Raw genomic sequence first — 24021 nt, forward strand, 5'->3', positions numbered from 1 at the left:
CCGTGTGCGCGGATACAATAGAAAGACTGAGTGCAAAGCGACCCCGCCGCCAGCTCCCCAAGCTCGGCGGCGTGGGCATTTTAGGAGGATGTTCATGGCGAACGACAGCAAGACATGGCGGTGCGGAAAGTATGAGCTCAGCTTTGACCGTCCGCGCATCATGGGCGTCCTCAACGTGACGCCCGATTCGTTTAGCGATGGCGGGGAGCACTTCGACCCGGATGCCGCCATCGAGTACGGTCTGGCGATGCTCGACGCCGGCGCCGACATCATCGACGTAGGCGGCGAGTCCACGCGCCCTGGTTTTACCCCGGTCAACCCCGACGAGGAGGCTCGCCGCGTGCTGCCCGTGGTGCGCGCGCTGGCCAAGGAGGGCGCCATCGTCTCGATTGACACGCGTCACGTGGCGGTTGCCAAGGCGGCCGTGCGCTGCGGCGCCTCGATCGTCAACGACGTGACCGGCTTCACTGACCCCAAGATGGTCGAGTTTGTTAAGACGAGCACCTGCGGTGTCATCGTGATGCATGCCGGCGAGGTCGCCGCGCCTACCCGCACGCACGCAACGGTGCAGCTCGATACCTCGGCAGCGGCGTTTGTTGCCGAGAAGGCGCGCGAGGCGGCTGCCGAGGCCGCGCGCGAGGCCGAGAAGCCCGCTCGTCGCCGCCGTGGCAAGCTGCTGGGCGACCCTAAGCCCGAGGCAAAGCTTCCGGGTGGCGTGGTGCAGCCCTCGTTGCCGTTTGGCGAACCTGAGCCCGCGACCGAGCCTGCAAGCGAGCAGGAGACGCCGGCCGCCGAGCAGGCTGCTGCCGCCGAGACCGTCGCGCCCGCGCCCGAGGCCACCGAGGCCGCATCGGAGTCCAATGACCGCCTGGCCGCCATGATGCGCCGCAGCGCCCGCCGCGAGGAGGCCTACGTGCCCACCTCGCAGCTCCGCCGCTTCACCCTGCCCGATTCGGCGCCCATCATGCGCCGCGTCATGGGCTTTCTGTCCGACCAGGCCCGCGCGCTCATCCATGCCGGCGTGTCGCGCGACCGCATCTGCATCGATCCTGGCCCGGGCTTTGGTAAGTCGGCTAACGAGGACATCGTCATCCAGCGCGAGACTGCCAAGATGGCGTCACTGGGCTATCCGCTCATGTGCGCCGTATCGCGCAAGCGCTTTGTGGGCGCCGTCTCGGGCGTGACCGAGGCCGCCGAGCGCGATGCCGCTACGTTTGGCGTGTGCCTGGGCGCCATCCAGGCCGGTGCCAACATCGTGCGCGTGCACGACGCCGCGGGCTTTGCGCAGTTCCTGAACGGCTACTGGGCGGTTGCCAAGCCGCAGCCGCGCCGCGCGTTTGTGGCCGTGGGATCCAACTTGGGGCATCGCTGCGACAACATCCGCGCCGCACGCGACATGATCGCCGAGATTCCACTTACCTGCGTGTCCAACTCCTCCAAGATCTACGAGAGCGAGCCGGCCTACGAGACGCGCCAGGACGCGTTTGCCAACGCCGTCATCGAGATCAAGACCGAGTTGGCGCCGCTGGTGCTGCTCGACGAGCTCATGAAGATCGAGGCCGAGCTGGGCCGCGACCGCTCCAAAAAGGCCAAGGCCAACGGTCCGCGCACCATCGACCTGGACCTGCTGTGGATGGACGGCGAGACCCACGGCGGCAAAAAGCTGCGCCTGCCGCATCCACTGATCGGCGAGCGCGACTTTGTGCTGGTGCCGCTTGAGGACCTGATGCACGACCCGGCGCGGTTCTTCCGCTACAACGGCGTCGAGGTCAAGGAGCCCGAGGATCGTGTGGGCCATATCGTGGGTGAATTGGGGCGTATGTAGATGATCGAGATGAACGCTGTAGTCGCTGCCACTGAGCTTGACGCGGCGCGTGACGCGGGTCGCGAGGGCGTGTCCGCGGGCTGGTGCGCGTGGAGCGTGGGCGATGCTTCGCTGACGTTTTCGCTGGTTGTGCGCCCCGATGTGAACATGCACGCCTTCCACGGCCTGCCGTTTGTGGCCGCGATGGGCATGATGGACGCGCTCGTGGGCACGGCTTCGACGCCGGGGTTGGGCCTTGCCGGTAAAGTGGGTATCCAGTGGCCGAGCGATATCGTGTGCGGTGCGCTTGCGTTTGAGACGTCGCTCGCGCGTGTTGCCGTGAACGGCGGTGCCGGTGCTGCGGGCATGTTTGCCGCGGTGACGGTTGATATTGAACGTGCGGCGCTGAGCGAGCTTGGCGTGGATATGGCCGACGAGGTGCTGGTCGAGGCATTGGCCACCGCCGTGCTGACCCGCGTGGACACCTGGGCGGTTGCCGCCAACACACCACAGGGCGCTGCCGGCCCGCTGGCTCCGGTGCTGGGCGAGTACTTTGACATGGTGCCACTGCTGGGTCGTCAGGTTGCGGCGGTGTCGCCCAGCGGCTTGCCGCTTGCGGTCGGTGTGTTTGCGGGCCTGGACATCTGGGGTCGCGCGACCATCAAGACCGATGCCGGCGAGCAGGAGTTTCCGCCCGAGGCCGTACGGATTCGCGGACTGTAACGCGAGGTGCCCGCGCTCAAAGATAGCGATGACAACGAAGCCCTCTTCGGCCTGTGCTGGGGAGGGTCTTGTTGTCTGGGGAATGGGTTGTCAGCACCCTATTCCTCAAAACTGAAAATCTTTCGATTTTGAGGAATAGAATTAAGCCAGCTCGGCCTTTAACGAGGTATATTCGTTGCAGAGTCTATTCCTCAAAACTGAATAATTTTCGTTTTTGAGGAATAGCGATAGAAGACCGCAGGGAGGCACCAATGAAACTCATCAATAGAACGTCATATATGGACACGTTGACGAGCCTTATTGGCGTACCGGACATCAAGGTCATAACGGGCATTCGCCGTAGCGGTAAGTCAAAATTGCTCGAGGCCCTCCGCGATTACGTGGAGGCAAATCTGTCCAATTCGAATGTCATCCATATCAATTACAACCTCGACGAGTTCGAGGGCCTGCTCGAATATCATGCCCTGCTCGCCTATGTGAAAGAGCATCGAGTGTCCGACAAGCAAAACTTCCTGCTTATCGACGAGGTTCAGATGTGCGACGGCTTTGAACGCGCGATCAACAGCCTCCATGCATCCGAGCAGTACGACATCTTCATCACCGGATCGAACGCCTTTTTGCTGTCGAGCGATCTGTCGACGCTCTTTACGGGGCGCACGTTCGAGATCGAGGTTTTCCCATTCTCGTTTGAGGAGTATCGCTTTTATAGTGACGAGGGCGAGGTCGATCGCGACTTCGATGAGTACGCGAGAACCGGCGGTATGTCCGGCTCTTACCCTTATCCACTGCAGGAGCAGCGCTACCAATATCTCTCCAATGTCTTCAAAACGCTCATCGTGAGGGATATCGTGCAGCGGCATAACGTGAGAAACGAATCGGCACTGCTGCGCATTGCCGATTACATGATGGACAACGTCTCCAACATAACGTCGGCACGCAACATTACAGATGTTTTGAATGCGGATGGGCTAAAGATTACGAACAAGACGGTCGGCACGTACATGGGGTACCTGTGCGATGCGTTTGCCTTCTATAAAGTTCGTCGGTACGACATTCGCGGCAAAAAATACCTTAAGAGCGGCGAGAAGTATTACCTGGCAGACCACGCGTTCAAATACGCACTGCTTGGTACACGTGATATGGATTGGGGACGCGTATACGAGAACATGGCGGCCATCGAGCTGCTGCGCCGCGGATACGAGGTATACGTCGGTGTGCTCTATAAAAAGGAAATAGACTTTGTAGCAATCAAGCGAAGCGAGAAGCTCTACATTCAGGTGAGCGACGACATCAGCTCGGATAAGACGTTTGAACGCGAGATTTCGCCACTGCTGAGCATTGGCGATGCGTATCCCAAGATGATTCTTGCCCGCACACATCACGAGGCCACGGATCGCGATGGGGTGCAGATCGTGGACCTGGCGAGGTGGTTGTGCGGCGAGGCTTAGCAAAAAATCCTATTCCTCAAAACTGAAAAATTTTCGATTTTGAGGAATAGGATTGGAGGCTGGTTGCTGCGACCTGGCGTTTACTCTATCCCAGCTCCTGCATGCGGCGGTAGATTTCGCAGATGCCCTTGATGGTGAGTTGCCCGTCGACCACGTCGAAGGCATCGGTCGAATCGGCGACAATGCCGGCGAGACCGCCCGTGGCGATAACGGTGGCATCCTCGCGGCCCAGTTCGCGCTTCATGCGAGCGACCAGGCCCTCGGCCATGGCGGCGGCGCCCATCACGGCGCCGACCTTGATGCATTCCTCGGTGTCGCGGCCGATGGCGTGCTCGGGCGCCTCGAGCGGAACGCTGGCGAGCTTGGCGGCTCGGGCGGCGAGCGCGTCCATGGAGATGCGGATGCCCGGCGCAATCGCTCCGCCAATGTAATAGCCGTCCTCGTCGATGACGTCGATATTGGTTGCGGTGCCAAAGTCCACCACGATCGCCGGGGCGCCGTAGAAGGTCTCGGCAGCGACGGCGTTGGCGATGCGGTCGGCACCAACGGCCTGGGGGCGCGCCGCCCGCAGCTTGGTCACCGCGGCCGTCTGTGGCCCAATGACGATGGCGTCTGCCGCGATGCGGTCGGCCACGGCGTGCCACTCGCGCGAGAGCTGCGGCACCACGCCCGCAAAGGCGATCGCGTCGACCGCGCCGAGCGAGAGGTCGTACATCTTAAAGAAGCCCATCAGGCGCACGTGGATCTCATCGGCGGTGTAGGAGCGGTCGGTGGGCATGCGCCACGACTGCACCAGCTTGTCTCCGTCAAACAGGCCCATGGCCGTCTGCGTGTTTCCCATATCGATAGCGAGCAGCATGTCTACTCCCGGTGTCGGCATAAAAGGACGCGCACCATTGTATACGTGCCGTCGACGGCGCTCGGCTGCGATTCGTTTACGGTGATAGGGGCTGAGGGGTTTAAATATGAAGGAATTATGCTCTACGAGATTTTCCTTGCCGTTTACCGAACTCCCACGTAATATTCTTTCTTGCGCACATGAGGCGCCCAGACATTGCGGGGTGGAGCAGTCTGGTAGCTCGCCGGGCTCATAACCCGGAGGTCGTAGGTTCAAATCCTGCCCCCGCGACCAAGAACTTGCAGCTCGGAAGCATAATTGCTTCCGAGCTTTTTCTTTATTGGTTTACTTTGCGGGTGAATTGCGGGTGAATCCTGTGGCAGTTTATTTTGTGAAGCATATAAACCATTGATAATCGCGGGCCGGGCGGTTTGACTTGTCGACCGATAAACTCCAATTAGAAAGAGTTCCGGCGGTCCTTAGCTAAAATAGTGACGTCTGAATAACAACAAGGGAATCGCTATATGAAGACCGTCTACGATGCCCTTGATCCCATCGTCAACGGGTCGGCAACGACCAAGGAGAAGGGCGACAAGTACGAGGCGGCCTGCGTTTGCTATCTCAAGAACGACCCCTTCTACGCGCTGTTCTTTCCCGTGTCGGGACGATAGCCCAGGCACTCGAATGGGACGATTGTCCCGTCCACGACACCCAAGACAACGGAATCGACCTCATGGCCCAGACCGCCGAGGCGGGGGAATGGTGGGCGATTCAATGCAAGCGCTACGACGGCGGCGCCGTCTACATGGGGCGCGAGTGGCGCGAGGCGTGCGGGCCCGGGGTCAGGCGCTCGATGTCGAGGAGGGCCCGGAGCCCCGACAACGCGCGTGCCGAGGGGTTCTTCGGCACGCTCAAGTGCGACTTCTTCGAGGGCAGGGGCTGGACCGGCGTGCCGTTCGAGGAGTTCTCCCGGCCGCTCCTTTTGTTATAGCTGCCTATGTGGGCATTTGGCTCGCACTTGCGGTTTACGCGTTTGTTCTGTCGCGCCGCGCCAAGCGCACCGAGCGCGACCTCGGTGCGCTCAAGCAGGCCCTCGTCGCCCGCGAGGAAAAGCTCAAGCGCTAAAGGGGCCTACCCACCCTTGCCGGATTCGAACGTGGCAAGAACGGCTATGGAGTGGCCGTACTTCCCCTCATATAGTGGTGTCATCGAAGCTTCGCATGCACTTCGAACGGTTCCACGATAACGATAACGAGAAGGGGAAGCCGATGAAGGAGATTATCCTCTTGTGCAATTCCGGCATGTCTACGAGCCTCATGGTTCAGAAGATGAAGGATGCCGCCGCCACCGAGGGCCTCGAGTGCGCCATTGCCGCTTACTCCACTGATAAGGCGGCAGAAGTCGCCTCGGATGCCGACTGCATTTTGCTGGGCCCTCAGATTCAGTTCCAAGCCGATGAAGTTCGCGCGGCATGCCCGGGCGTGCCGGTTACCGTCATTGACATGGTGGCGTACGGCACGATGGATGGCAACGCTGCGCTTGCCCAGGCCAAATCCCTTATGGGTGAGAACTAGGAGGCGCGTCGCACATGGCATCCATGAACGGTATCATTGCCAAGATTTCTTCTTGGGGTAACGCTGTCAGCAAAAATACGATTCTCCAGGCGATTTCGTCGGGCATCATGTCGATGTTCCCCATCATCATCGTCGGATCGTTCGCAAGCTTGTTCTCGGGCATTCCCATTCCGGCTTATCAGGAGTTCCTTACAACGAGCGGCGTCAATGTGGCGCTTTCTGCCGTGGTGAACGCAACCACCAACATGCTCGGCCTGTTCTTCACCTACGGTGTTGCGCGCTCGTACGGTGAGAACATCGGGGTTAAGGCTCCTGCCGCCGGTGTGCTCGCCCTTGTTGTCTATGTTGCGCTGATGCCTACGTTGACTTCAGAAGATGGTGTGACGTCGCTTGCTTTTGACTATCTGGGCACTAAAGGCATGATCTTGGGCATCGTTATTGCGTTCCTTGCAACGAAGCTCTTCCACCTTATTGTTTCTAAGAACATTGTTATTAAGATGCCCACTGGCACGCCCGACTTTGTGTCCAACAGTTTCGTTTCGCTCATTCCCGCGTTTGCCATTGCGCTGTGCGCTATCGTGGTGCGCATGATCTTTGCGCTGACTCCCTGGGGCGACGCGTTCAGCTGTTTCTACGCTCTCATCCAGATGCCCATCCAGGGCCTGATTGGCGGCAACATCGCTTCCGTTGTTCTCATTAGCGTGATCATGTGCCTGCTGTGGTGCTTCGGCATTCATCCCGGCTTTATCACGAGCCTCATCGGCCCGCTCTTCATGATGCTCGATGGTGCCAACCAGGCCGCCTACGCTGCTGGCGAGGCTCTCCCCAACATCATCGGTATGAACTTCAATTACATTACGACCATCGCAATTGCCTACCCCGCCGTTCCCATTGCCATCCTTTTGGTCGCCCGTTCCGCTCAGCTGCGTACGGTCGGCAAGGTGGCGCTGGCGCCCGGTTTCTTTGGCATCAGCGAGCCGATTATTTTCGGCCTCCCCATTGTGCTGAACCCCGTGGCTGCTATTCCGTTTATCGTGACGCCTCTTGTCAATGTCATTGGAATGTACGCACTGCAGTCCCTGGGTATTGTGGCAAAATGCGTCGGCATCCTGCCGTTCAACATCCCGGTGGTCATCACTGGCATGCTTTCCGGTGGTATCAGCATTGCCATCGCTGAGGTCGTGTTTCTCATCATCGATATCTTGATTTGGATTCCGTTTATCAAGGCGATGGACGTCACCAGGCTCAAGGCGGAGCAGGAAGCACAGGTGGCATAGTAACAAGTCCCCTTCATATTGCCGCGTTTGTTTTGCGAGGTGGGAGGTGCTGCAGAAGCGCTGCCCACCTCGTTTGTATACCGACGCCGCGTATTGCGCGGGCTCGATTCGTAGCGCCGTATGGATTGGACGGCGCGGACGACACCTCCACCACAAGGACGACGCCTCCCCACAAGAAGGGCCCCGGGCTGAATGCCCGGGGCCCTGTACTTGGCGTTGCCGATTATCTCTAGCCGGTTATGGCGCACAAGATTTACGCTGCGTTGACCTTCTTCTCCAGTTCATCGATACGGTTCTGCATGGCGTCGATCATGCGGTACAGGTCAACCAGCTCGCGTGCAAAAGCCTTGGTGACCTCGGTCGCCATGAGCTGATCCTCTGCATGAACTTGAATAAGCGATGCCGGGGCATTGACTCCCTGAGCTGCGGAGGAGATCATTTCCAGATGAACGTCGTGGCTTTCCAGAAAGTTTGCATCGCCATCTGCAATGAGGGCGGGAGACTTATCTGCTCGGCCATCTTTCGCGTGCTTGATGGCCTCCATGTAGGCGCTCTTTGCAGTGCCTGCCGTGCTGATGAGCTTAAAAACTTGCAGTTCTTCATCGGGAGTCATGGTGCAATATCCTTTCTGTTGTTGTGCGAGCGCAACAAGGCAGCGTTGCGCTCGCTTGTCCATGTGACATAAACAGCCGTGTGACTGATTGGCGAATTACAGGTTCGTACCATTCGATGCGATGACGTCGCGATACCAGAAGAATGACTTTTTAGGAATGCGCTCAAGCGTGCCAGCGCCCTCGTTGTCCCGGTCGGCATAGATGAAGCCGTAGCGCTTCTTCATCTCTCCCGTGCCGGCGGAGACGAGGTCGAGCGCGCTCCAGGGCGTGTACCCCATCAGGTCCACACCGTCCTCATCGACCGCGTCGATCATGGCAGCTATGTGCGCGCGAAGGTAGGCGATGCGATAGTCGTCATCAACGCGCCCATCTACCACCTCGTCTGCTGCGCCGAGGCCATTTTCTACCACAAAGAGCGGCTTTTGGTAGCGGTTGTAAAGCAGGCGGAGTGTCAGACGCAGGCCCATGGGGTCGAGCTGCCAACCCCAAGCGCTCGTTTCGAGGTAGGGGTTCTTCACGCCGCTCACCATGTTGCCGCCTGTCTTTTCGGCGTCGGCTTCGGTGCCGCTTTGCACCATCGATGAGTAGTAGCTAAAGCCAACGAAGTCTACCGTACCGGCGCGGAGAATCTCGTCATCTCCCGCCTCGCGCACAAGGGTAACCCCGCGTCGCCCCATGGCCTTGCTTAAGAAGGAGGGGAGATAGCCGCGCACCTGCACATCCGCAAAGGCGAGCATATCGTTTTGGAAATCGTCTGCCGCCTTCGCGTCGAGCGGGTGGCAGGTTTTTGGATACACAATGCCCGCGAGTGTCATGCAACCGACCTTGAGGCCGGGATCGATCTCGTGCGCTCGGATGACCGCCTTAGCGCTTGCGACAAATTGGTGGTAGACCGCCTGATAGATGGTGGGCCAATAGCCCTCGTCTCCCGGTCGCTTATTGATGCCGGTGGGCGACCACGGATTGTACTCGGCAACGTTGATCTCGTTGAACGTGAGCCAATAGCGCACAGTATCGCCGAACTCCCGGAAGCATATATCACAGTACCTCGCGAAGAAGTCCACGAGACGCCTATCGCGCCAACCCCCGTACTTTCTCACGAGGCCAAGTGGCATCTCGTAATGCGAAAGCGTAACAACAGGTTCTATGTTGTAGCGCTTAAGCTCGGCAAATACGCTACGGTAGAAAGCGAGGCCGCGCTCGTTGGGCTCGATCTCGTCGCCTTCGGGGAAGATGCGGCTCCATGCGATGGAGAGGCGCAGGACCTTGAGTCCCATCTGGGCAAAGAGCGCTATGTCTTCCTTGTAGCGATGATAGAAATCCACGCCGTCGTGGCTCGGGTAGTAGACCCCTGCCTCAACGTCGGTCGTTATACGTCGAGGCGTATCGACCGCGCCGGCGGTCATCACATCGGCAACCGAGAGACCCTTGCCGTCTTCTTGATAGGCCCCCTCACATTGATTTGCCGCCAAAGCGGCTCCCCATAGAAAATCAGCTGGTAACGCCATGCGCACCCCTTCCTTCTAGCCGCACAGGGCGCGCATGAGGGTTTCGTAGTTGCCACCCTCTACGATGCAGCGTACCCGCTTCTCGTCGGTAAGAAGCCGTGCGGTCGTCTGATAGAATCGTTGGGTCTCGTCTGCGGTTGAGTCGCAGATCGACGTAAGGATGATGAGTTGGACGTCATTGGTTTTCCAACGGATGGGGCGCTTGAGAACACCCACGACCACGAGGTTTTCGTCGGGAAGCACCTCTACGGGATGAGGCAGAGCTGCCAGGTTACCAAAATCGGTGCTTCCATGTTTCTCACGCTCCAACACGGAGCCGAGGAAGTTGTCCGGTAGGGGTCGCACTTGTCGGACGAGTTCGCAGAGTTCGGCGAGCGCGTCGTCTCGACGCCGCGACGTGAGGCCCGTGAAAAAGAACTCTGGCCGGTAGAACCGGCGTAGATATGAGCTATCCCCCAGTTCAAGTCTACGACGTACGCGGTTCATATCGCGCGCCTCAAGGAAGCTGTTCACCTGCATGATGGGCTTGGGAACCGCTCGGTCAATGGGGACGGACGAGAAGATGTAGTCGAATGTATTGAGGTCGATGTGGTTGAGCTCAAAGACGCTGCAGACGGTGAGCTCGCTGATGTAATCGCCGAATGCTTCTTCAAACTGATAAGCAAAAAAGCGCGAGCTCGATTTACCCGTCGCACAAACCAGGAGCACACGGCTCTTATGAGGAATGCGTCGCTGCATGACGAGTCCCATTTGAAACATTATGGTGAAGTAGGCAATCTCGTGCTCGGATACGGGGCGTCCGTAGTGAGCAGCGAGTGGCAATGCCGCCTGCTGCGCCAGTGCGTGGGCGAAGGGGTAGGTGCGTCGTGTTTCTGCAAGCAGGGGGTTTGTGATTTCGATGCCATAGCGCATGCGTATATCAAATGCAATGAGATGGTTTCCCAGCATAAGGCGCAGACGCAAATTATCGCTGAAGTCGACGCCGTACATATCGTAGATGGCATCGAGCATAGGGTCGATGAGACGCTGGATATCCTCCGAGATAACGAGGTTCCCATCGAGTCCGAATGCGTCGTGGCGCACGACACCGCCGGCAACGAAGGCAGCTATGAGCTGGACCTCGCCTTCGGTGTCGTCAAGCGGGATGTCGTGTTCTTCCAGCTGTTCTATAACGACGTGCGCGCAATGTCGGTCATGCTCCGCGCCTTCCCAGGCGTTTCGCCCGGAAACGTCCTCTATGATGTGGCCACGGTGGCAGCGTGCGCTTGACACCACGAGATAGAGAATGAATGTTTCGAGGGCAGCCTCGGACATTACGACGTTTTCGGCAGCAAAGGTCTGCACGACAAGATCTCCGATGATTGCCGCGGCTTGATCTTGTACGCTGCGGCAATCATCAAAACCGACCGTATGGAATCGCAAGCAGTGCATGATTGCCTTGCGGAAGGCAAATTCGTCTCCGATGGCTCTCATCCCGTATCCAGGGACACGCTCCACCGTGAGGCCGGAGCGTGTAAGGATAGACTCTGCATGGCGAATTTCCTGCGAGAGTGTCTTGGTAGAGACAAACAAGGCTTCCGACTCGTCCGCGAGCTTGAAGAACGATCCGCTTATGAAGCGCTCTACGAGATACATAAGACGCTCTTCGGCGGTTTCAGGCGTGTGGCGGGCAATGCGTTGTAGGCTACGCTGTCGCCAGGCATGGTAGCGCTCAGCGTCGTTAATCTCGAGGCGGTATCCGTGGCGTGGCTTGGAGACAAGCTCGGCGCCACTTTCTGCAAGATTCTGCCGGAGCGCCTTAAGGCGCGTGCGCGTCGTCTTCTCGCTCTTTTGAATATGTTGGGCAAGTTGTTCTGCCGTTACATAGTCGCTCTGCTCGATGAGCTCAAGAAGATTGAGGAGCTCCCTATCCATGTCGCCCCCTAGGGCATCGGGGCATTTCGCCGCATTCAGATATCGTTGATAGAAATACTATACGAGCGCTGCGCCTAGCAGCTCAATTGCCTCATTTACCGGATTGTGCGCGGAAAAAGCCGTCCTTGAGCGGACGGGGACGTCCTATACCATGGGTGGCAAACGGCAGAGTACAACCGATGGCACAAAGTGAGTCTGTTCTCGCTGTGCGCGTAAAGGAGGCGCTTGGGATGAAGGTCATTTTTAGGGCAGACGACCTGGGCATGAGCGAGGGCATCAACTACGGTATCGCCAAAGCCATTTCTTGCGGACCGATTAAGAGCGTTGGGCTCATGCCCAACATGCCTGCTGCCTCCCACGGCTTCGACCTCGTTGCTGCAAGCGGTGTGAGTGTGGGGCAACATACAAACATCTGTCTTGGTAAGCCGGTTTCTGACCCCACGTCCATTCCCTCACTCGTGGATGAACACGGGGAGTTCTGTTCTAGCAGAACCATCAGGGCGCGCACGGAGGACACCATCGTGCTCGAGGAAGCGGAGCGCGAAATACAGGCGCAGCTCGATCGGTTTCGTGCGCTGACCGGGCGCGACCCGGCGTACTTTGAGGGCCATGCCGTGTTCTCCCCGACGTTTTTTCAGGCACTTCAGAACGTCGCGGAGCGCAATGGGCTCTTCTATATCAACCCCATGGATCCGGTCTGGAGTGAGAAGTGGGGTGTGGTGTGTGCAAAACCCTATCACCTCGATGATCGAGGCCTGTACGATCCGCGCAAGTACTTGTTTGACGACGAGGCCGACATTGCGCGTCACGCCTGCAGCATGCTCGTATTCCACCCGGGGTACCTGGATCAATATGTGCTCGACCACTCGTCCTTTACCTTGATTCGTCCCATGGAAACGGCGTTTCTGGTGAGTGAGGAGCTTGAGCAGTGGATCGAACAGAAACACGTGCAGTTGGTGAATTTTGAAAACTGCTGCGAGGACTAGGATGTTGCGCAAGTCGCAGCTAAGAGCGGGGGCGCCATCTGGCTTCGGACGCCCGTGCTGTAACGGTGGTGCACCATAGAGAAAGGATGAATATGAATAAACCCGACCACTTCCTCTGGGGCGTGTCGACGGCGGGCCACCAGACCGACGGCGGCGACGCGGCTGCCGACACCACCTTCTTGGAGCATGTGGAGCCGACGGTTTTTAAGGAGCCCGCGGGAGACGCCTGCCGCAGCTGGGAGCGTTGGGAGGACGACCTCAACTGTGTTGCTGAGATGGGGCTCAACGCGTATCGCTTCTCCGTTGAGTGGTGTCGCATCGAGCAGGAGGAGGGCGTCATCGACCAGGCGGCCCTCGATCACTACGACCGCCTGATGGATGGTTGCCTGGCGCGCGGTATTCAGCCGGTGCTCACGCTTTGCCACTTTACCTGTCCTCATTGGTTTGCCAAACGGGGTAGTTGGCTCGCGCCCGACGCCGTCGACCTCTTTGCGGCGCATGTGCGGCGCGTTATGGAGCTCGCCCGCGGCCGCGCCGCTGCGGTGGTGACACTTAACGAGCCCAACCTCAACCAGCTCCTCGCCAACGGTGCGATGCCTCCCGAGGCGTTTGCCTTCCAGCAGGTGGTGCTGCATGCCGCAGCGGCAAAGGCGGGCGTTGCGCATTACCGTGCGGGCAACGTGCAGGACATCGACGAGTTCGACGCTATGGACGAGGCTATGGCGCGCGCTCATCGCCGTGCTGTGGAGGTGGTGCGTGAGGTAGCGCCGGGTACCCCTGTGGGACTCTCGCTTTCAGTAGTGGACGACGACTGGGCCACATCCGCCGGCCGTGCAATTTGCGAGCGTAAGCGCGAACTCTGCTATGGCAAGTGGGTTGATGCCATTCAAGGGGATGACTTCATCGGCGTGCAGAACTACGAGCGCATGGTCTTTGGCGACGAAGGGCTCATCGCACCCGATCCTACCCAGCCCATCAACGGTATGGGCACGCAGGTGGAGCCCGGCTCGCTTGCGGGTGCAGTGCTCTACATCCACGAGCTCACGGGCCTTCCAGTCGTGGTTACAGAGCATGGCATCTCTACCGAGGACGATCATCTGCGCTGCGACTTCATCCGCGCATCGCTGCCCGCGCTTGCGGGGCTTGTGCGGCGCGGGCTGTCAGTGCTGGGGTACTTCCACTGGACGCTTATGGACAACTTTGAGTGGATTTCTGCTTTTGACAGTCGACTGGGGCTTTATGAGGTCGATCGTCGTGACGGTACGTACGACCGCATCGCAAAGCCAAGCGCGCGCGTGTACGCGGATGTGGTTCGCACGCTCAATGGGCGGATGTAGATACGTTCGTGCAAGGAGATGGGCACGCGGCGCCTATATCGGTGTTGCGAAGGAAAGGGGAGATGGCGTATGCAGGCGCTGCGCGTAAGTGATAACGGCAGGTATCTTGTGACGGAGGACGGCGCGCCCTTTACATGGATAGCCGACACCGCTTGGACGCTGCCGCAGCGTATAAAAGCCGATGACGTGGAATACTATCTGCGTCGCCGTAAAGAGCAGGGCTTTACTGTGCTGCAGATGGTTGCCCTTGACCCCGAGCGCGATGCACTCATGCGCTCACCCGCGGGCGAGCCAGCACTTATCAACGGTGACCTCGAACATCCCAATGAGCGCTATTTTTCCTATCTTGATTGGGTGCTCGATCGTGCTGAACACTACGGCTTTCACGTGCTTCTGCTTCCTGTGTGGGGACAGTTGGTGACAGGCGACAACTGGATGGGTGGCACGTTTGGTATAACGGTGACCGACGAGAACGCCTACGACTTTGGCAAGTGGATTGGCGCGCGGTATGCCTCACGAAAGAACATCGTGTGGTGTTTGGGCGGCGACCGGCAGCCGGTTCACCGCGGTGTTGATTACCGTTCGGTGTGGCGGCGTATGGCAGAGGGCCTTGCCGAGGGCGTCCTCGGCAGCCCGCTGCCCGCTGATGCGCCCCGCGAGGCGTGGCGCCGGTTGCCCCTTGCCTATCATCCAAGTTGTGAAGACCAAAATCACTGCTCGTCTTCTACCTATTGGGGCGATGACGAGCGATGGCTTGCGCTAACCATGCTGCAGTCGGGTCATGGCCCAGGCGTGTGCAGTTGGAAGCTTGTCGAGGCGGAGGATGAACAGCCTGGTTCCGCGCGTCCCGTTTGGGATGGCGAGCCTGCGTATGAGGACATGCCCACGAGTTGGCCGCCGACCGGTCCACGTCACGGGGCATGGATGGTGCGACGCCGAGCGTACTGGTCGGTGCTCGCCGGGGCGTTTGGAGTTACCTATGGACACTGCTCGGTGTGGAGCTCCATTGCCGAGAAGGAACGAAATGATATGTTTCACGTGGATTGGTTTGAAGCGCTCGACGCCGAGGGAGCAAATCAGATGCGCTATCTGCGAGCCTTCCTCGATGAGTCTGGTGTTGTTGGCTCCCTTCCGTGTCCGCATGCCGTGGTTTCGCCTGAGACGGATGATTTGGCTGCGCATGTGCAGGTGAGTTGTGCGGAAGATGGCGCGCGCCTTTTCGCTTACTTGCCCAGCGGCGGCACCGCGTGCCTGCAGATGCCCGAGGGCTGGGTGACAGCATGGTGCTGGTGGTACAGCCCGCGCAACGGTGATATATGTGGTCCCGTGCCGGAGATCGTAGCCGACGGGTGCGCTACTGTGCGTGCCCCGAGCGCGGGAGAAGGCGAGGATTGGTTGCTCATGGCCGATGCGGAGCGCAGCGAGGCGCCAATATATCTCTGCTCGTACGGGGGGCCTGTGGAGGTTGGAAAACTTGATAAAGTGTTCGCGTGGTAAGACTGAATGTGGAGCAACCTTCACAACCTTGGGCAGCCGGCTTGCAATCGCGCAGGCGGGAGCGTAATAACTCTCTTGCGCAAAGGCGCGTCCAGACATTGCGGGGTGGAGCAGTCTGGTAGCTCGCCGGGCTCATAACCCGGAGGTCGTAGGTTCAAATCCTGCCCCCGCGACCAAGAACTTGCAGCTCGTCGGCCTAGCCGGCGAGCTTTTTTGTTATTCCGGGACCGTGTTTTCGGTCCAATTCTCGGCCTCTCAAACAAAATCTCGATCTGTAACATCTAGACCCGATTTGGGCGGCTAGGTGTTACAGATCGAGATGTTGAGTCCCCGCCTGGACGGTTTTGGTTTGTCTCGATCTGCTCCAATGTGCCCTGCGTCTTTATGGGTCTTGCCACGTCGTTCTTCACGTTTATGCTGCAGCAGCCGATCAACTTTGGCCACCTCTTCGCATTCTGGGCCTTTGGAATCGCGCTCGCGGTTTGCCTGGTTATGTCGGGAACGCTCGTGTGCTCGGCAATCTTTGGAAAAGAGCGCGCTATTCAGGCGCTTACGCCGCTCGATGTGCTCGAGGCACGGCGGAACCATAAATAAGAAAACTCGATTATCAGGGGCGGACGCCGTGAAGCACACCGCCCCCCCCTGTACGTGTGGCGCCAGGGCCATGCGCTCGAAAGCGTTGCCCAAACGCATGGTTCATCCGCACAAAGCCCATGGTCGCTATGGGCAAACATCGGTGCGCCTGCACATGGCTTTGAGTCTGTTTTCGAGCGAAAGTATGGCTGTCGATACGCATGCAATTCGCATGAAGTCCGGGTTCGTCCAAGAGCCCTATAAAGGAGGATTCGCATGAAACAGTTAGAGACCGACGTCGTTGTCGTTGCCGCGGGTCTGAGTGGCCTTGCCGCAGCGGTCGCTGCAGCCGAGGCAGGCGCTCGCGTCATTGCCCTAGAGAAGGCCCCCATTACCGGTGGCGCCGCCAACATGGGCATGGGGCCTGCCGCCGCTGGCTCTCCGCTTCAGAAGGCTTCGATGATCGAGGTCACGCCTGGCGAGCTCTTCCGTCGCCATATGTTCTACACCCATTACCAGGTCGATGCTCGCCTGGTGCGCGACTACTACTTTAAGTCGGGCGACACCATCGCATGGCTGCAGGACATGGGCGTGGTGTTTAACTCCGTGCGTCCGGCGTTCCGCGCCCGCGAGCGCACGCGTGCCTATTCCGACGGCGAGTACACCTGGCATGTCGTGCAGCCCGAGGACGGCTCGGAGCCCGGTCCTCGCGCGGCGACCACGATGACCAAACGCATGACCGAGCGTGCCCAGGACCTGGGCGTCGAGTTTATGCTCGAGTGCCCGGGCACCGGCCTTATCAAGGGCGAGGACGGCGCCATCTGCGGCGTGACCGCCAAGGACAAGGACGGCGAGGAGTACCAAATCTCGTGCAAGTCTGCGATTGTCGCTACGGGCGGTTTTGGCCACAACGCCAAGCTCATCAAGGAGAAGCTCGACTTTGAGTGGGGTAAAGACCTGTTCTCGTTTGCCATTCCGGGCATGGACGGCGACGGCATCAACATGTGCCACGAGGTCGGCGGCGGCCACACCCCGGTGACCATGGAGCTCATGTACCAGATCCCCGACAACATGAACCACTTCTATGTCGAGGGCGCATTCCGTCAGCCGTGCTACTGGTGCAACCGCCTGGGCGAGCGCTTTATGCCGGAGGACGAGATCTTCAACACCACCTTTGTCGGCAACGCCATCAACCATCTCCCCGGCAAGGTCGCCTATGCCATCTTTGATTCCCGTATGCTCAAGCACTGGAAGAAGGATGGTCCGGATATCGTCAGCCACGTTCATCCGCACGACCTGTACGACGGCTTTGAGGAGCAGTGGAACCGCGACCTGGAGGCCGGCTATCCGGCGATCTGCCAGGCCGATACGCTGGAGGAGCTTGCCGAGAAGGCGGGTATCGACGTGGAGGGTCTGCTCGCTAACGTCGACGAGTACAACGAGATGTGCGACAACGGCTGGGACGACATCTTTGAGAAAGAGCGCGAGTTTATGAAGCCGCTCGAGAAGGGCCCCTTCTATTGCTGCAAGCAGTACTGTGGCGCCTACGGCACCCTGGGCGGCGTGCTCATTAACCACAAGATGGAGGTCATGACCGACGACTATGAGGTCATCCCTGGCCTGTACTGCGTTGGCACCGATGCCTGCACCATCTATGGCGACTCCTATAACTACTGCATTCCGGGTAACACCATGGGCTTCTGCCTTAACTCGGGTCGCATCGCCGGTGAAAACGCCGCCGCAGCCCTCTTTGAGGACGCGGGCGACGAGGAGTGGTCGTAACACCGCAGCTATTCGCGCCTGCAGACACCCACGCGTTGGGTGCGGGCGGGGATTTGCCCTACAAGCGAGGCGCTCGGGATCGCTTTGGTCCCGGGCGCCTTTCTGGACAAGAGCGACGTTTTGAGGGGAACGAATGAAGCTAACGATTAATGGAGCCGAGGTCGAGGCACGCGAAGGGCAAAATGTCCTGGAAGCCGCGCTCGATGCCGGTATCTATATTCCGCATCTGTGTAAACATCCCGATCTTGAGGCCGTCGGCGGATGCCGTCTGTGCATGGTCGAGATCGAAGGCCAAGATGAGCCGGTGTGTGCCTGCAAGACGCAGGTTGCCGAGGGAATGGTCGTCAACACGACAGGCGAGCAGGCCGAGCGCGTGCGCAAGCTGGCAATGGAGCTTATCTTGGCCACGCATCCCGCCGATTGCACCGGCTGCCCCAAGTACGGCAAGTGCGAGCTGCAGTCTATGTATCAGTACCTGGGAGTTTCGCCTGCGCGCTGGCGCACCAAGAGCCGTCCGGTCGCCACGGACGAATCGAACCCGCTGATCACCCATATGTTCACCCGCTGCATTCGGTGCGGTCGCTGCGTGCGCGCGTGCCGCGAGCTGCGCGGCGCCGGCGTCTTGGACTACCAGCGCACCGAGGACGGCATTCGCATTGGTACGGACGGCAGCGTGAGTCTGCAAGAGGCCGGATGCCGTTTTTGCGGTGCCTGTATCGAAGTGTGTCCCACGGGCTCGATCGTCGACACGCTCGATATGTTCGATGAGAACAAGTCCTATGCCGACAACGTGGTCCCCTGTCGCTCGGGCTGTCCCGCCCACGTGGATATCCCACGCTACCTGCGTCACATCCGTAACGGCGAGTACACCCGAGCCGCCGCGGTGGTGAGCGAGAAGGTCCCGTTCCCCGAGAGCCTGGGCGACATTTGCGTCCATAGCTGCCAGGATGCCTGCAAGCGCAACGAGCTCAACGGCACGCCGGTTTCGGTTTGCCGTCTTAAGCGCGCCGCGGCCGTGCGCGATGCGGGCGACTGGAAGGCCAACGTGCGCCATGAGCCGCTGAGCGGCAAGAGCGTCGCCGTTGTGGGTGCCGGTCCCGCCGGCTTGACCGCCGCACTCTATTGCGCCGAGAAGGGCCACAAGGTCGTGGTGTTCGAGGCCAACGAGAAGGTCGGCGGCCAGATGCGCTACGGCATTCCGGCGTATCGCCTGCCCGATGCCACGGTCGATGCCGAGGTTGCGACGATTTTAGAGATTGCCCAGGGTGATGACGCCGAGCCGCGCATTGAGCTGCGCTGTGGCGAGCGAATCGCCGAGCCCCAGGCGCTTTTGGAGCAGGGCTTCGATGCCGCGCTGGTTGCGGTGGGCACGCATGACGGAACGGTGCTTCCCATGCCCGGCCACGACCTCGAAGGCGTGCTGCGTAACACCGATTTTCTGAAGGCCGCCCGTATGGGCAGCGCCCCGGACCTGACGGGCAAGCGCGTCGTGGTGCTTGGCGGCGGCAACGTGGCGTACGACTGCGCCCGCACTGCCGTGCGTCTGGGTGCCGCCTCGGTCGATGTCGCCTGCCTTGAGGCCCAAGACGCGATGACCTCGACGCCCGAGGAGCGTGCCGAGGCCGCCGAGGAAGGCGTGGTCCTGCACGATGCCTATGCCTTTACCAGCATTAACGAGACCGAGGACGGTTCGGGCAAGGTCGGTTCCATGACGATCCACAAGATCGAGCGGTTCTACTTTGACGAGAACCACCGCGCCGTCACCGAACTGCTCGACGGCGGCGAGAAGACCATCGATGCCGACTGCGTGATCTTTGCCGTGGGTCAAAAGCCCGAGGGCACGGCCCAGATGGGCCTTGAGCTTACGCACGGCCCGTATATCGTGGCCGATACCGAAGGCAAGACGAGCGTTGAAGGCATCTGGTCGGCGGGCGACTGCGTGACGGGTACCAAATCGGTGATCGCGGCAATCGCTGCAGGTCGCACGTGCGCCTCGGCCATCGACCGCGCTTTGGGTGGCGATGGCAACATCGACGAGGAGCTGACCGAGCATGATGCTCCCGAGCAGTGGATTGGCCGCGTCCCCGAGGGCTTCTACGACGATGCCGTGCAGCCCGAGTTTGTCGATGCCCAGACGCGTAAGGATAACTTCGATACGTTTGAGTGCCCCTATACCGACCATGAGGCTACGTGCGAGGCGAGCCGCTGCTTGCAGTGCGATTTGCGCCTAACGATCAGTACGCCGCGCCTGTGGAACGAATACTAGGAAAGGAGCGATAACCCATGACGATCATCAACTTTATGCCTGCGCATAAGCAGGCCCCCGTCGCGCTCTGGCTCCTTAAGAAGGACGTGGCGGCCGCTGCGGAAAAAATTGCAGGGGCCGGTGCCCAGGCGGTTTTGGTACCGGCAGGCGATGAGGTCTCTGCCGCGCTCGCGGATGCGTTGGGCGAGTCCTGCCGCGTGATCGAGTGCGACCCGAGCCTGGGCTTTGTCTATGCCAACGGTTCGGCCGCGGCCAAGATGCTCGACGGCGAAAAGCCTCTCCCATCTTGCTGCGAGGGCGATGGCGCCGACCGCTGCCTGAGCGGATCAGAGTTACTTGCCGCCGAAGGCAAGCGCTGGGTGTGGATTGACGGGGCCGAGGAGCCCGTTGAGGTCGACCGTGTCGTGAGTGCGGAATCCCTGGTTGCCGCGGCGGGCGCCGACGACGCTAAAGCGGTGGGGATTGGCTATCCCAGCGGTCTGCTGCTGAGGCCCGATGACACCTCAAAGATTGAGCTATGCAGCGACTACGTGCGCGTCTACACCGCCAAAAACTGCATGGCAAAGGCGCTTTTGGACATTTGCACGCTCTATCGTCACGAGAGCTGCGGACGCTGTGTCTTTGGCTACGAGGGCTCGCATCAGATTGCAACGATTCTTGCCGATATCTGCCGCAAGAAGGGCAAGCCGGGTGACTTGGCGCTCCTTCGCGACCTTTGCCCCGTGATGCAGGCGCAGTGCCTGTGCGAGCAGGGTCGCGTGCTGGCGCGCACGGTGCAGTCGTTCCTCGACCTGTTCGAGGGCGAGATTATGCAGCACACCACCAAGAAGGTCTGTGCCGCCGGGGAATGCCAGGCATTCTTGACCTTCCATATCCTCGCCTCCAAATGCCAGGCATGCAACAAGTGTGTCGATTCGGACGTTTGCGAGGAGGACGCGATTCTGGGAAGGCCGCGGTTCATCCACGTGATCGACCAAAAGGCTTGCACCCAGTGCGGTGCCTGCCTGGATATCTGCGACAACGGCGCGATCGTCACGGCTGGGGCCGTCAAGCCCAAGTGCCCGCCCAAACCCATTCCCTTTAAGCGCAAATAAGAGCGCCGACCCCTTCCGTTTTGTCCCTTGTAGGCATGCGGGAGGGGCCTTTGTTTATCTGCACGAGGTATTCCGCAAATACCGAGCGGGCCTTGGTTGCCTGGACGGTGCGCATGTTTTACGTCTGCCGTACGCTTTTTGCGAAGTACACACGGGCAGAATCCGTGTCCAAAATGCTCTGGAGAGGAGCGACCATGTCGTTTAAAGTGATGGCGATTTGTGCCGGCAGGCACGGTGGCAACGGCGAGGCTTTGGCCAAAGAGGCCCTTTGCGCGGTGCGCGAGGCTGGCGGCGAGGTCGAGCTGATCAATTTGTTCGACTATAACATCTTGCCCTGCACCGGTTGCGAGGGCTGCACCATGCAGATGGGAAAGATGGGCGCCGGCCTGCAAAAGGAATATCACGGCTGCGTTCTTAAAAACAAAGACGATGTAGATGCGATTATTCGCGAACTGCAGACCTGCCAGGGCGTGATCTTCTCGGTTCCGACCTACGACCTTACGCCCAGCTCGGTGTACACCCGCTTTCCCCAGCGCTTCTTGGCATACGAGCTTTCGTTCTTGCTTGCCATCGGTGCCGTAAAGGAGAATCCGCATACCGTTGCCGGCCTCATCTCCGTCGGCGGCTCCATGCACGATTGGCAGTCCCTGGCACTGGAGAGCCTGCAGGCGACTATGTTTACCATGTCGATGACTGTCGTCGATCGCTATATGGCGCAGCGCGACGGCCGCCCGGGCAATGCTTTTGTGTGGGGAGACGACGTGGAGTGGGGCGGACAGATCGCCCGCGCCCACAAGATGGGCGAGAACATCGTCAAGGCCATTCGCACGCCTGTTGACGAGCGCTGCTGGCTGGGCGATCCGGATGACGGCGTGTGTCCCAACTGCCACAGCTCCCTGGTGTACCCCGGCGACAAGCATTGGGATGGGGTCGAGTTTCCCTGGGAGTGTGCGGTCTGCGGCGCGGGCGGCGATATCGTAACCGACGAGCGCACCGGTCGCCCCAAGCTCAAGATTGCCGAGAACGGCCTGATTCGCGACCGCAACGACGACCACGCGCGCGCCGAGCACCTCAACGAGATCAACAAGACCCGCGACGAGTTCTTCGCCCATATGGACGAAGTAAAGCCGCTCATGGAAAAGTACGCCAAGATGACGTTCCCCACGCTGGAGATTAAGCGCGACTAGTTTTGCCCAAGCCCCGCCCGGCCTACTTGCGGCAGTGCAGGTCGGCGCTGGTGCGGGGCTTAATCCTCGGCTCAAGAAAGCCAAGGTAGATTAGGGTGCGAATCGAGAGATGGAACAAAAAGAGGTCCTCTCCCGATGCCAAGTCGTTACCGGTGATTTCCTTTATGCGGTTAATGCGATAGAGCAGCGTGTTTTTGTGAAGCGACAAGATCGCGGCGGTGCGCACCGTGTTACAGCTGTGCTGCATAAAGGCAAAGAGCGTCTCGACCAGCTCGGAATCGTGCGACTGGTCATGCTTCCAAAGTGCCCAGATTGCCGGATGGCAGTAGTTTATAAGGTTGATGTGGTCGTTGCAGATGTCGAGCATTTCCATGTAGGTGTATTCGCAATAGCGATACACATGGGTGTCTTCGAGGATTTTGGTAAAGGTCGAGCCGTATCGAATGGCGGCGCGTGCCTGATTGAGGTGCGAACGCACATCGGTTGCCTGGGAAAACTCGTTGCTGATGCCAATGAACAAATTGTTCGTGGCAGCAACGCGGGCAAGGATCGCCTCATCGTTGGCGGGTAGCTGCGTGGAGGGCGGACGGCTTACCAGCGCCACGAGCTCACCTTCGTACATGGTGATAAGGCTATGGTGCAGTAGCGGCTGCAATTGTCCTCGGATGCTCTCCGCCTCGCGCGCCTCGAGCTGGGAATCTTTTTTGAGCAGGCATACAACGTAGAGGGCGGGAAGCGGCGCAAAGCCGACGAGCTGCATTTTGCGTGTGCAGGTGATGGGGTTGGGGATTTCGTCGTCCAGGAGGCGCGAGAGAAAATATGGCCCCTGTTGCGGGCCGCCCAACGAAAGAAAGCCGCCTTTCTGCAGTTCTTGCGCGAGCAGTCGGACAAAGAACTCAAAGACCTCGCGATCGCTATCGCCAAAGGCGTGATTGCGTTCGATCATCATCGCCCGGCCCAGACACGTGCCGTGCACCTTGATCGCATCGGTCATGGTGTTGAGGCGGAACATGTCGTTATAGCGTGTAAGCGGGCCTGTCGAGCGGGCAATCTCCTCGTCTAAGCCGCATTTGATGATGTATCGCACGGCTTCGTCCTGCAGCATGTCACCTTCGGAGAGCTCGGCGCGGGTGATGGCTGCAAAGGGGGAGTCGTCGTCATCGTCGAGCTCAAAGCCGCCGCGGGCGGCATAGCGGTACACGGGATCGACGACGAGCACCGGGTTGTCCATAGCGGCAGAGGCCGTTTGCGTGAGGCTCTTGAGCCCCGCGTCGCTCAAGAGCGCCTCGAGCAGCGCTTGCTTTGCGGTAGACGTATCGGTGGTACTCGGTTGCATGGGTGTCCCTTCTGCCGCGTCTTCGCCGTAGTCGACGCGTGACCAAATTATTATTGCAGGCTGTGCAGTATTAGGTTGTTTAAAAAGGTGAGTGTGGCGGTCGTTTCCTCGAACGGGGTGGCGCTGTTGTTGGAGAATGTCTCGATCTGTAACAGGTGGGTCCGGTTTTGGTCTGTAGTTGTTACAGATTGAGATGTTTCGGCAGGACGGTCTTCGTTTGTCTAAATCTGTAACACGAGGGACGGTTTTTACTGAGTAACTGT

21 protein-coding genes and 2 tRNA genes are annotated in these 24021 nt (G+C 59.5%); 18 read left to right on the top strand and 5 right to left on the bottom strand.

Going from position 1 to position 24021, the window contains the following annotated elements:
• The first annotated feature begins 94 nt into the window (after positions 1 to 94).
• The 3 genes from folP to DWV32_RS01270 all read left to right on the top strand — a co-directional run bounded on the left by folP (position 95) and on the right by DWV32_RS01270 (position 3975).
• Positions 95 to 1825, top strand: a complete 1731-nt coding sequence (gene folP, locus DWV32_RS01260) for a dihydropteroate synthase (protein WP_117756946.1) — start codon at positions 95 to 97, stop codon at positions 1823 to 1825.
• Positions 1826 to 2527 carry a hypothetical protein gene (locus tag DWV32_RS01265; protein WP_117756947.1) on the top strand — a complete coding sequence of 234 codons (702 nt, stop codon included), beginning with the start codon at positions 1826 to 1828 and terminating at the stop codon, positions 2525 to 2527.
• 251 nt (positions 2528 to 2778) lie between these two features.
• Positions 2779 to 3975, top strand: coding sequence for an ATP-binding protein (locus DWV32_RS01270; RefSeq protein WP_117637155.1), 1197 nt, complete (start codon positions 2779 to 2781; stop codon positions 3973 to 3975).
• A gap of 85 nt (positions 3976 to 4060) precedes the next feature.
• On the opposite strand, the gene DWV32_RS01275 is transcribed toward DWV32_RS01270, so the two are convergent.
• Positions 4061 to 4834 carry a type III pantothenate kinase gene (locus DWV32_RS01275; RefSeq protein ID WP_118388070.1) on the bottom strand — a complete coding sequence of 258 codons (774 nt, stop codon included), beginning with the start codon at positions 4832 to 4834 and terminating at the stop codon, positions 4061 to 4063.
• A gap of 196 nt (positions 4835 to 5030) precedes the next feature.
• Between DWV32_RS01275 and DWV32_RS01280 the strand changes: the two genes are divergently transcribed.
• The 6 genes from DWV32_RS01280 to DWV32_RS01300 all read left to right on the top strand — a co-directional run bounded on the left by DWV32_RS01280 (position 5031) and on the right by DWV32_RS01300 (position 7664).
• Positions 5031 to 5107: transfer RNA gene (locus tag DWV32_RS01280), tRNA-Met, on the top strand.
• A 230-nt stretch (positions 5108 to 5337) separates the two neighbouring features.
• Positions 5338 to 5484, top strand: coding sequence for a hypothetical protein (locus DWV32_RS10185; protein ID WP_158563771.1), 147 nt, complete (start codon positions 5338 to 5340; stop codon positions 5482 to 5484).
• Positions 5427 to 5804: a restriction endonuclease gene (locus tag DWV32_RS10540; protein WP_158563772.1), complete on the top strand. Its 378-nt coding sequence runs from the start codon at positions 5427 to 5429 to the stop codon at positions 5802 to 5804. The genes DWV32_RS10185 and DWV32_RS10540 overlap by 58 nt, the downstream gene beginning before the upstream one ends.
• A gap of 8 nt (positions 5805 to 5812) precedes the next feature.
• Positions 5813 to 5938: a hypothetical protein gene (locus DWV32_RS10355; protein ID WP_233509096.1), complete on the top strand. Its 126-nt coding sequence runs from the start codon at positions 5813 to 5815 to the stop codon at positions 5936 to 5938.
• 143 nt (positions 5939 to 6081) lie between these two features.
• Positions 6082 to 6387: a PTS sugar transporter subunit IIB gene (locus DWV32_RS01295; RefSeq protein WP_117756949.1), complete on the top strand. Its 306-nt coding sequence runs from the start codon at positions 6082 to 6084 to the stop codon at positions 6385 to 6387.
• 14 nt (positions 6388 to 6401) lie between these two features.
• Positions 6402 to 7664 (top strand): PTS sugar transporter subunit IIC, encoded by a 1263-nt coding sequence (locus tag DWV32_RS01300; protein WP_117756950.1) that lies wholly within the window; start codon positions 6402 to 6404, stop codon positions 7662 to 7664.
• A 253-nt stretch (positions 7665 to 7917) separates the two neighbouring features.
• Here the strand turns inward: DWV32_RS01300 and DWV32_RS01305 are convergent, their stop codons facing one another.
• From DWV32_RS01305 to DWV32_RS01315, 3 genes are all read right to left on the bottom strand, one after another.
• Positions 7918 to 8277, bottom strand: coding sequence for a PTS lactose/cellobiose transporter subunit IIA (locus DWV32_RS01305; protein WP_158566023.1), 360 nt, complete (start codon positions 8275 to 8277; stop codon positions 7918 to 7920).
• 96 nt (positions 8278 to 8373) lie between these two features.
• Positions 8374 to 9786, bottom strand: a complete 1413-nt coding sequence (locus DWV32_RS01310) for a family 1 glycosylhydrolase (RefSeq protein ID WP_117756952.1) — start codon at positions 9784 to 9786, stop codon at positions 8374 to 8376.
• A gap of 15 nt (positions 9787 to 9801) precedes the next feature.
• A complete protein-coding gene (locus DWV32_RS01315) occupies positions 9802 to 11700 on the bottom strand; it encodes a transcription antiterminator (protein ID WP_117756953.1) in 1899 nt (632 codons plus the stop codon).
• A 230-nt stretch (positions 11701 to 11930) separates the two neighbouring features.
• Between DWV32_RS01315 and DWV32_RS01320 the strand changes: the two genes are divergently transcribed.
• The 9 genes from DWV32_RS01320 to DWV32_RS01360 all read left to right on the top strand — a co-directional run bounded on the left by DWV32_RS01320 (position 11931) and on the right by DWV32_RS01360 (position 22422).
• Positions 11931 to 12686, top strand: coding sequence for a ChbG/HpnK family deacetylase (locus tag DWV32_RS01320; protein WP_117756954.1), 756 nt, complete (start codon positions 11931 to 11933; stop codon positions 12684 to 12686).
• 92 nt (positions 12687 to 12778) lie between these two features.
• On the top strand, positions 12779 to 14023 hold the full coding sequence (locus DWV32_RS01325; RefSeq protein WP_199576975.1) for a family 1 glycosylhydrolase: 1245 nt from the start codon (positions 12779 to 12781) through the stop codon (positions 14021 to 14023).
• A 69-nt stretch (positions 14024 to 14092) separates the two neighbouring features.
• Positions 14093 to 15520, top strand: coding sequence for a DUF4038 domain-containing protein (locus DWV32_RS01330; protein WP_158563774.1), 1428 nt, complete (start codon positions 14093 to 14095; stop codon positions 15518 to 15520).
• A 99-nt stretch (positions 15521 to 15619) separates the two neighbouring features.
• Positions 15620 to 15696, top strand: a tRNA-Met gene (locus DWV32_RS01335).
• A gap of 208 nt (positions 15697 to 15904) precedes the next feature.
• A complete protein-coding gene (locus DWV32_RS01340; RefSeq protein WP_055251515.1) occupies positions 15905 to 16114 on the top strand; it encodes a hypothetical protein in 210 nt (69 codons plus the stop codon).
• 255 nt (positions 16115 to 16369) lie between these two features.
• Positions 16370 to 17875: an FAD-dependent oxidoreductase gene (locus DWV32_RS01345; protein ID WP_117756957.1), complete on the top strand. Its 1506-nt coding sequence runs from the start codon at positions 16370 to 16372 to the stop codon at positions 17873 to 17875.
• Positions 17876 to 18008: 133 nt separating this feature from the next.
• Entirely contained in the window at positions 18009 to 20141 is a 2133-nt protein-coding gene (locus DWV32_RS10510; protein ID WP_117756958.1) for an FAD-dependent oxidoreductase, read from the top strand.
• A 17-nt stretch (positions 20142 to 20158) separates the two neighbouring features.
• Positions 20159 to 21235 carry an NADH-ubiquinone oxidoreductase-F iron-sulfur binding region domain-containing protein gene (locus DWV32_RS01355; protein ID WP_055251508.1) on the top strand — a complete coding sequence of 359 codons (1077 nt, stop codon included), beginning with the start codon at positions 20159 to 20161 and terminating at the stop codon, positions 21233 to 21235.
• A gap of 194 nt (positions 21236 to 21429) precedes the next feature.
• On the top strand, positions 21430 to 22422 hold the full coding sequence (locus DWV32_RS01360; RefSeq protein ID WP_117756959.1) for a flavodoxin family protein: 993 nt from the start codon (positions 21430 to 21432) through the stop codon (positions 22420 to 22422).
• Positions 22423 to 22444: 22 nt separating this feature from the next.
• Here DWV32_RS01360 and DWV32_RS01365 read toward each other — a convergent pair whose 3' ends face one another.
• The gene (locus DWV32_RS01365; protein ID WP_117756960.1) at positions 22445 to 23758 is read right to left on the bottom strand and encodes a CdaR family transcriptional regulator; all 1314 of its coding nucleotides are present in this window, start codon (positions 23756 to 23758) and stop codon (positions 22445 to 22447) included.
• Positions 23759 to 24021: the final 263 nt, after the last annotated feature.

Source organism: Collinsella sp. AF04-24, assembly GCF_003465685.1.
Lineage (GTDB): Bacteria > Actinomycetota > Coriobacteriia > Coriobacteriales > Coriobacteriaceae > Collinsella > Collinsella aerofaciens_AP.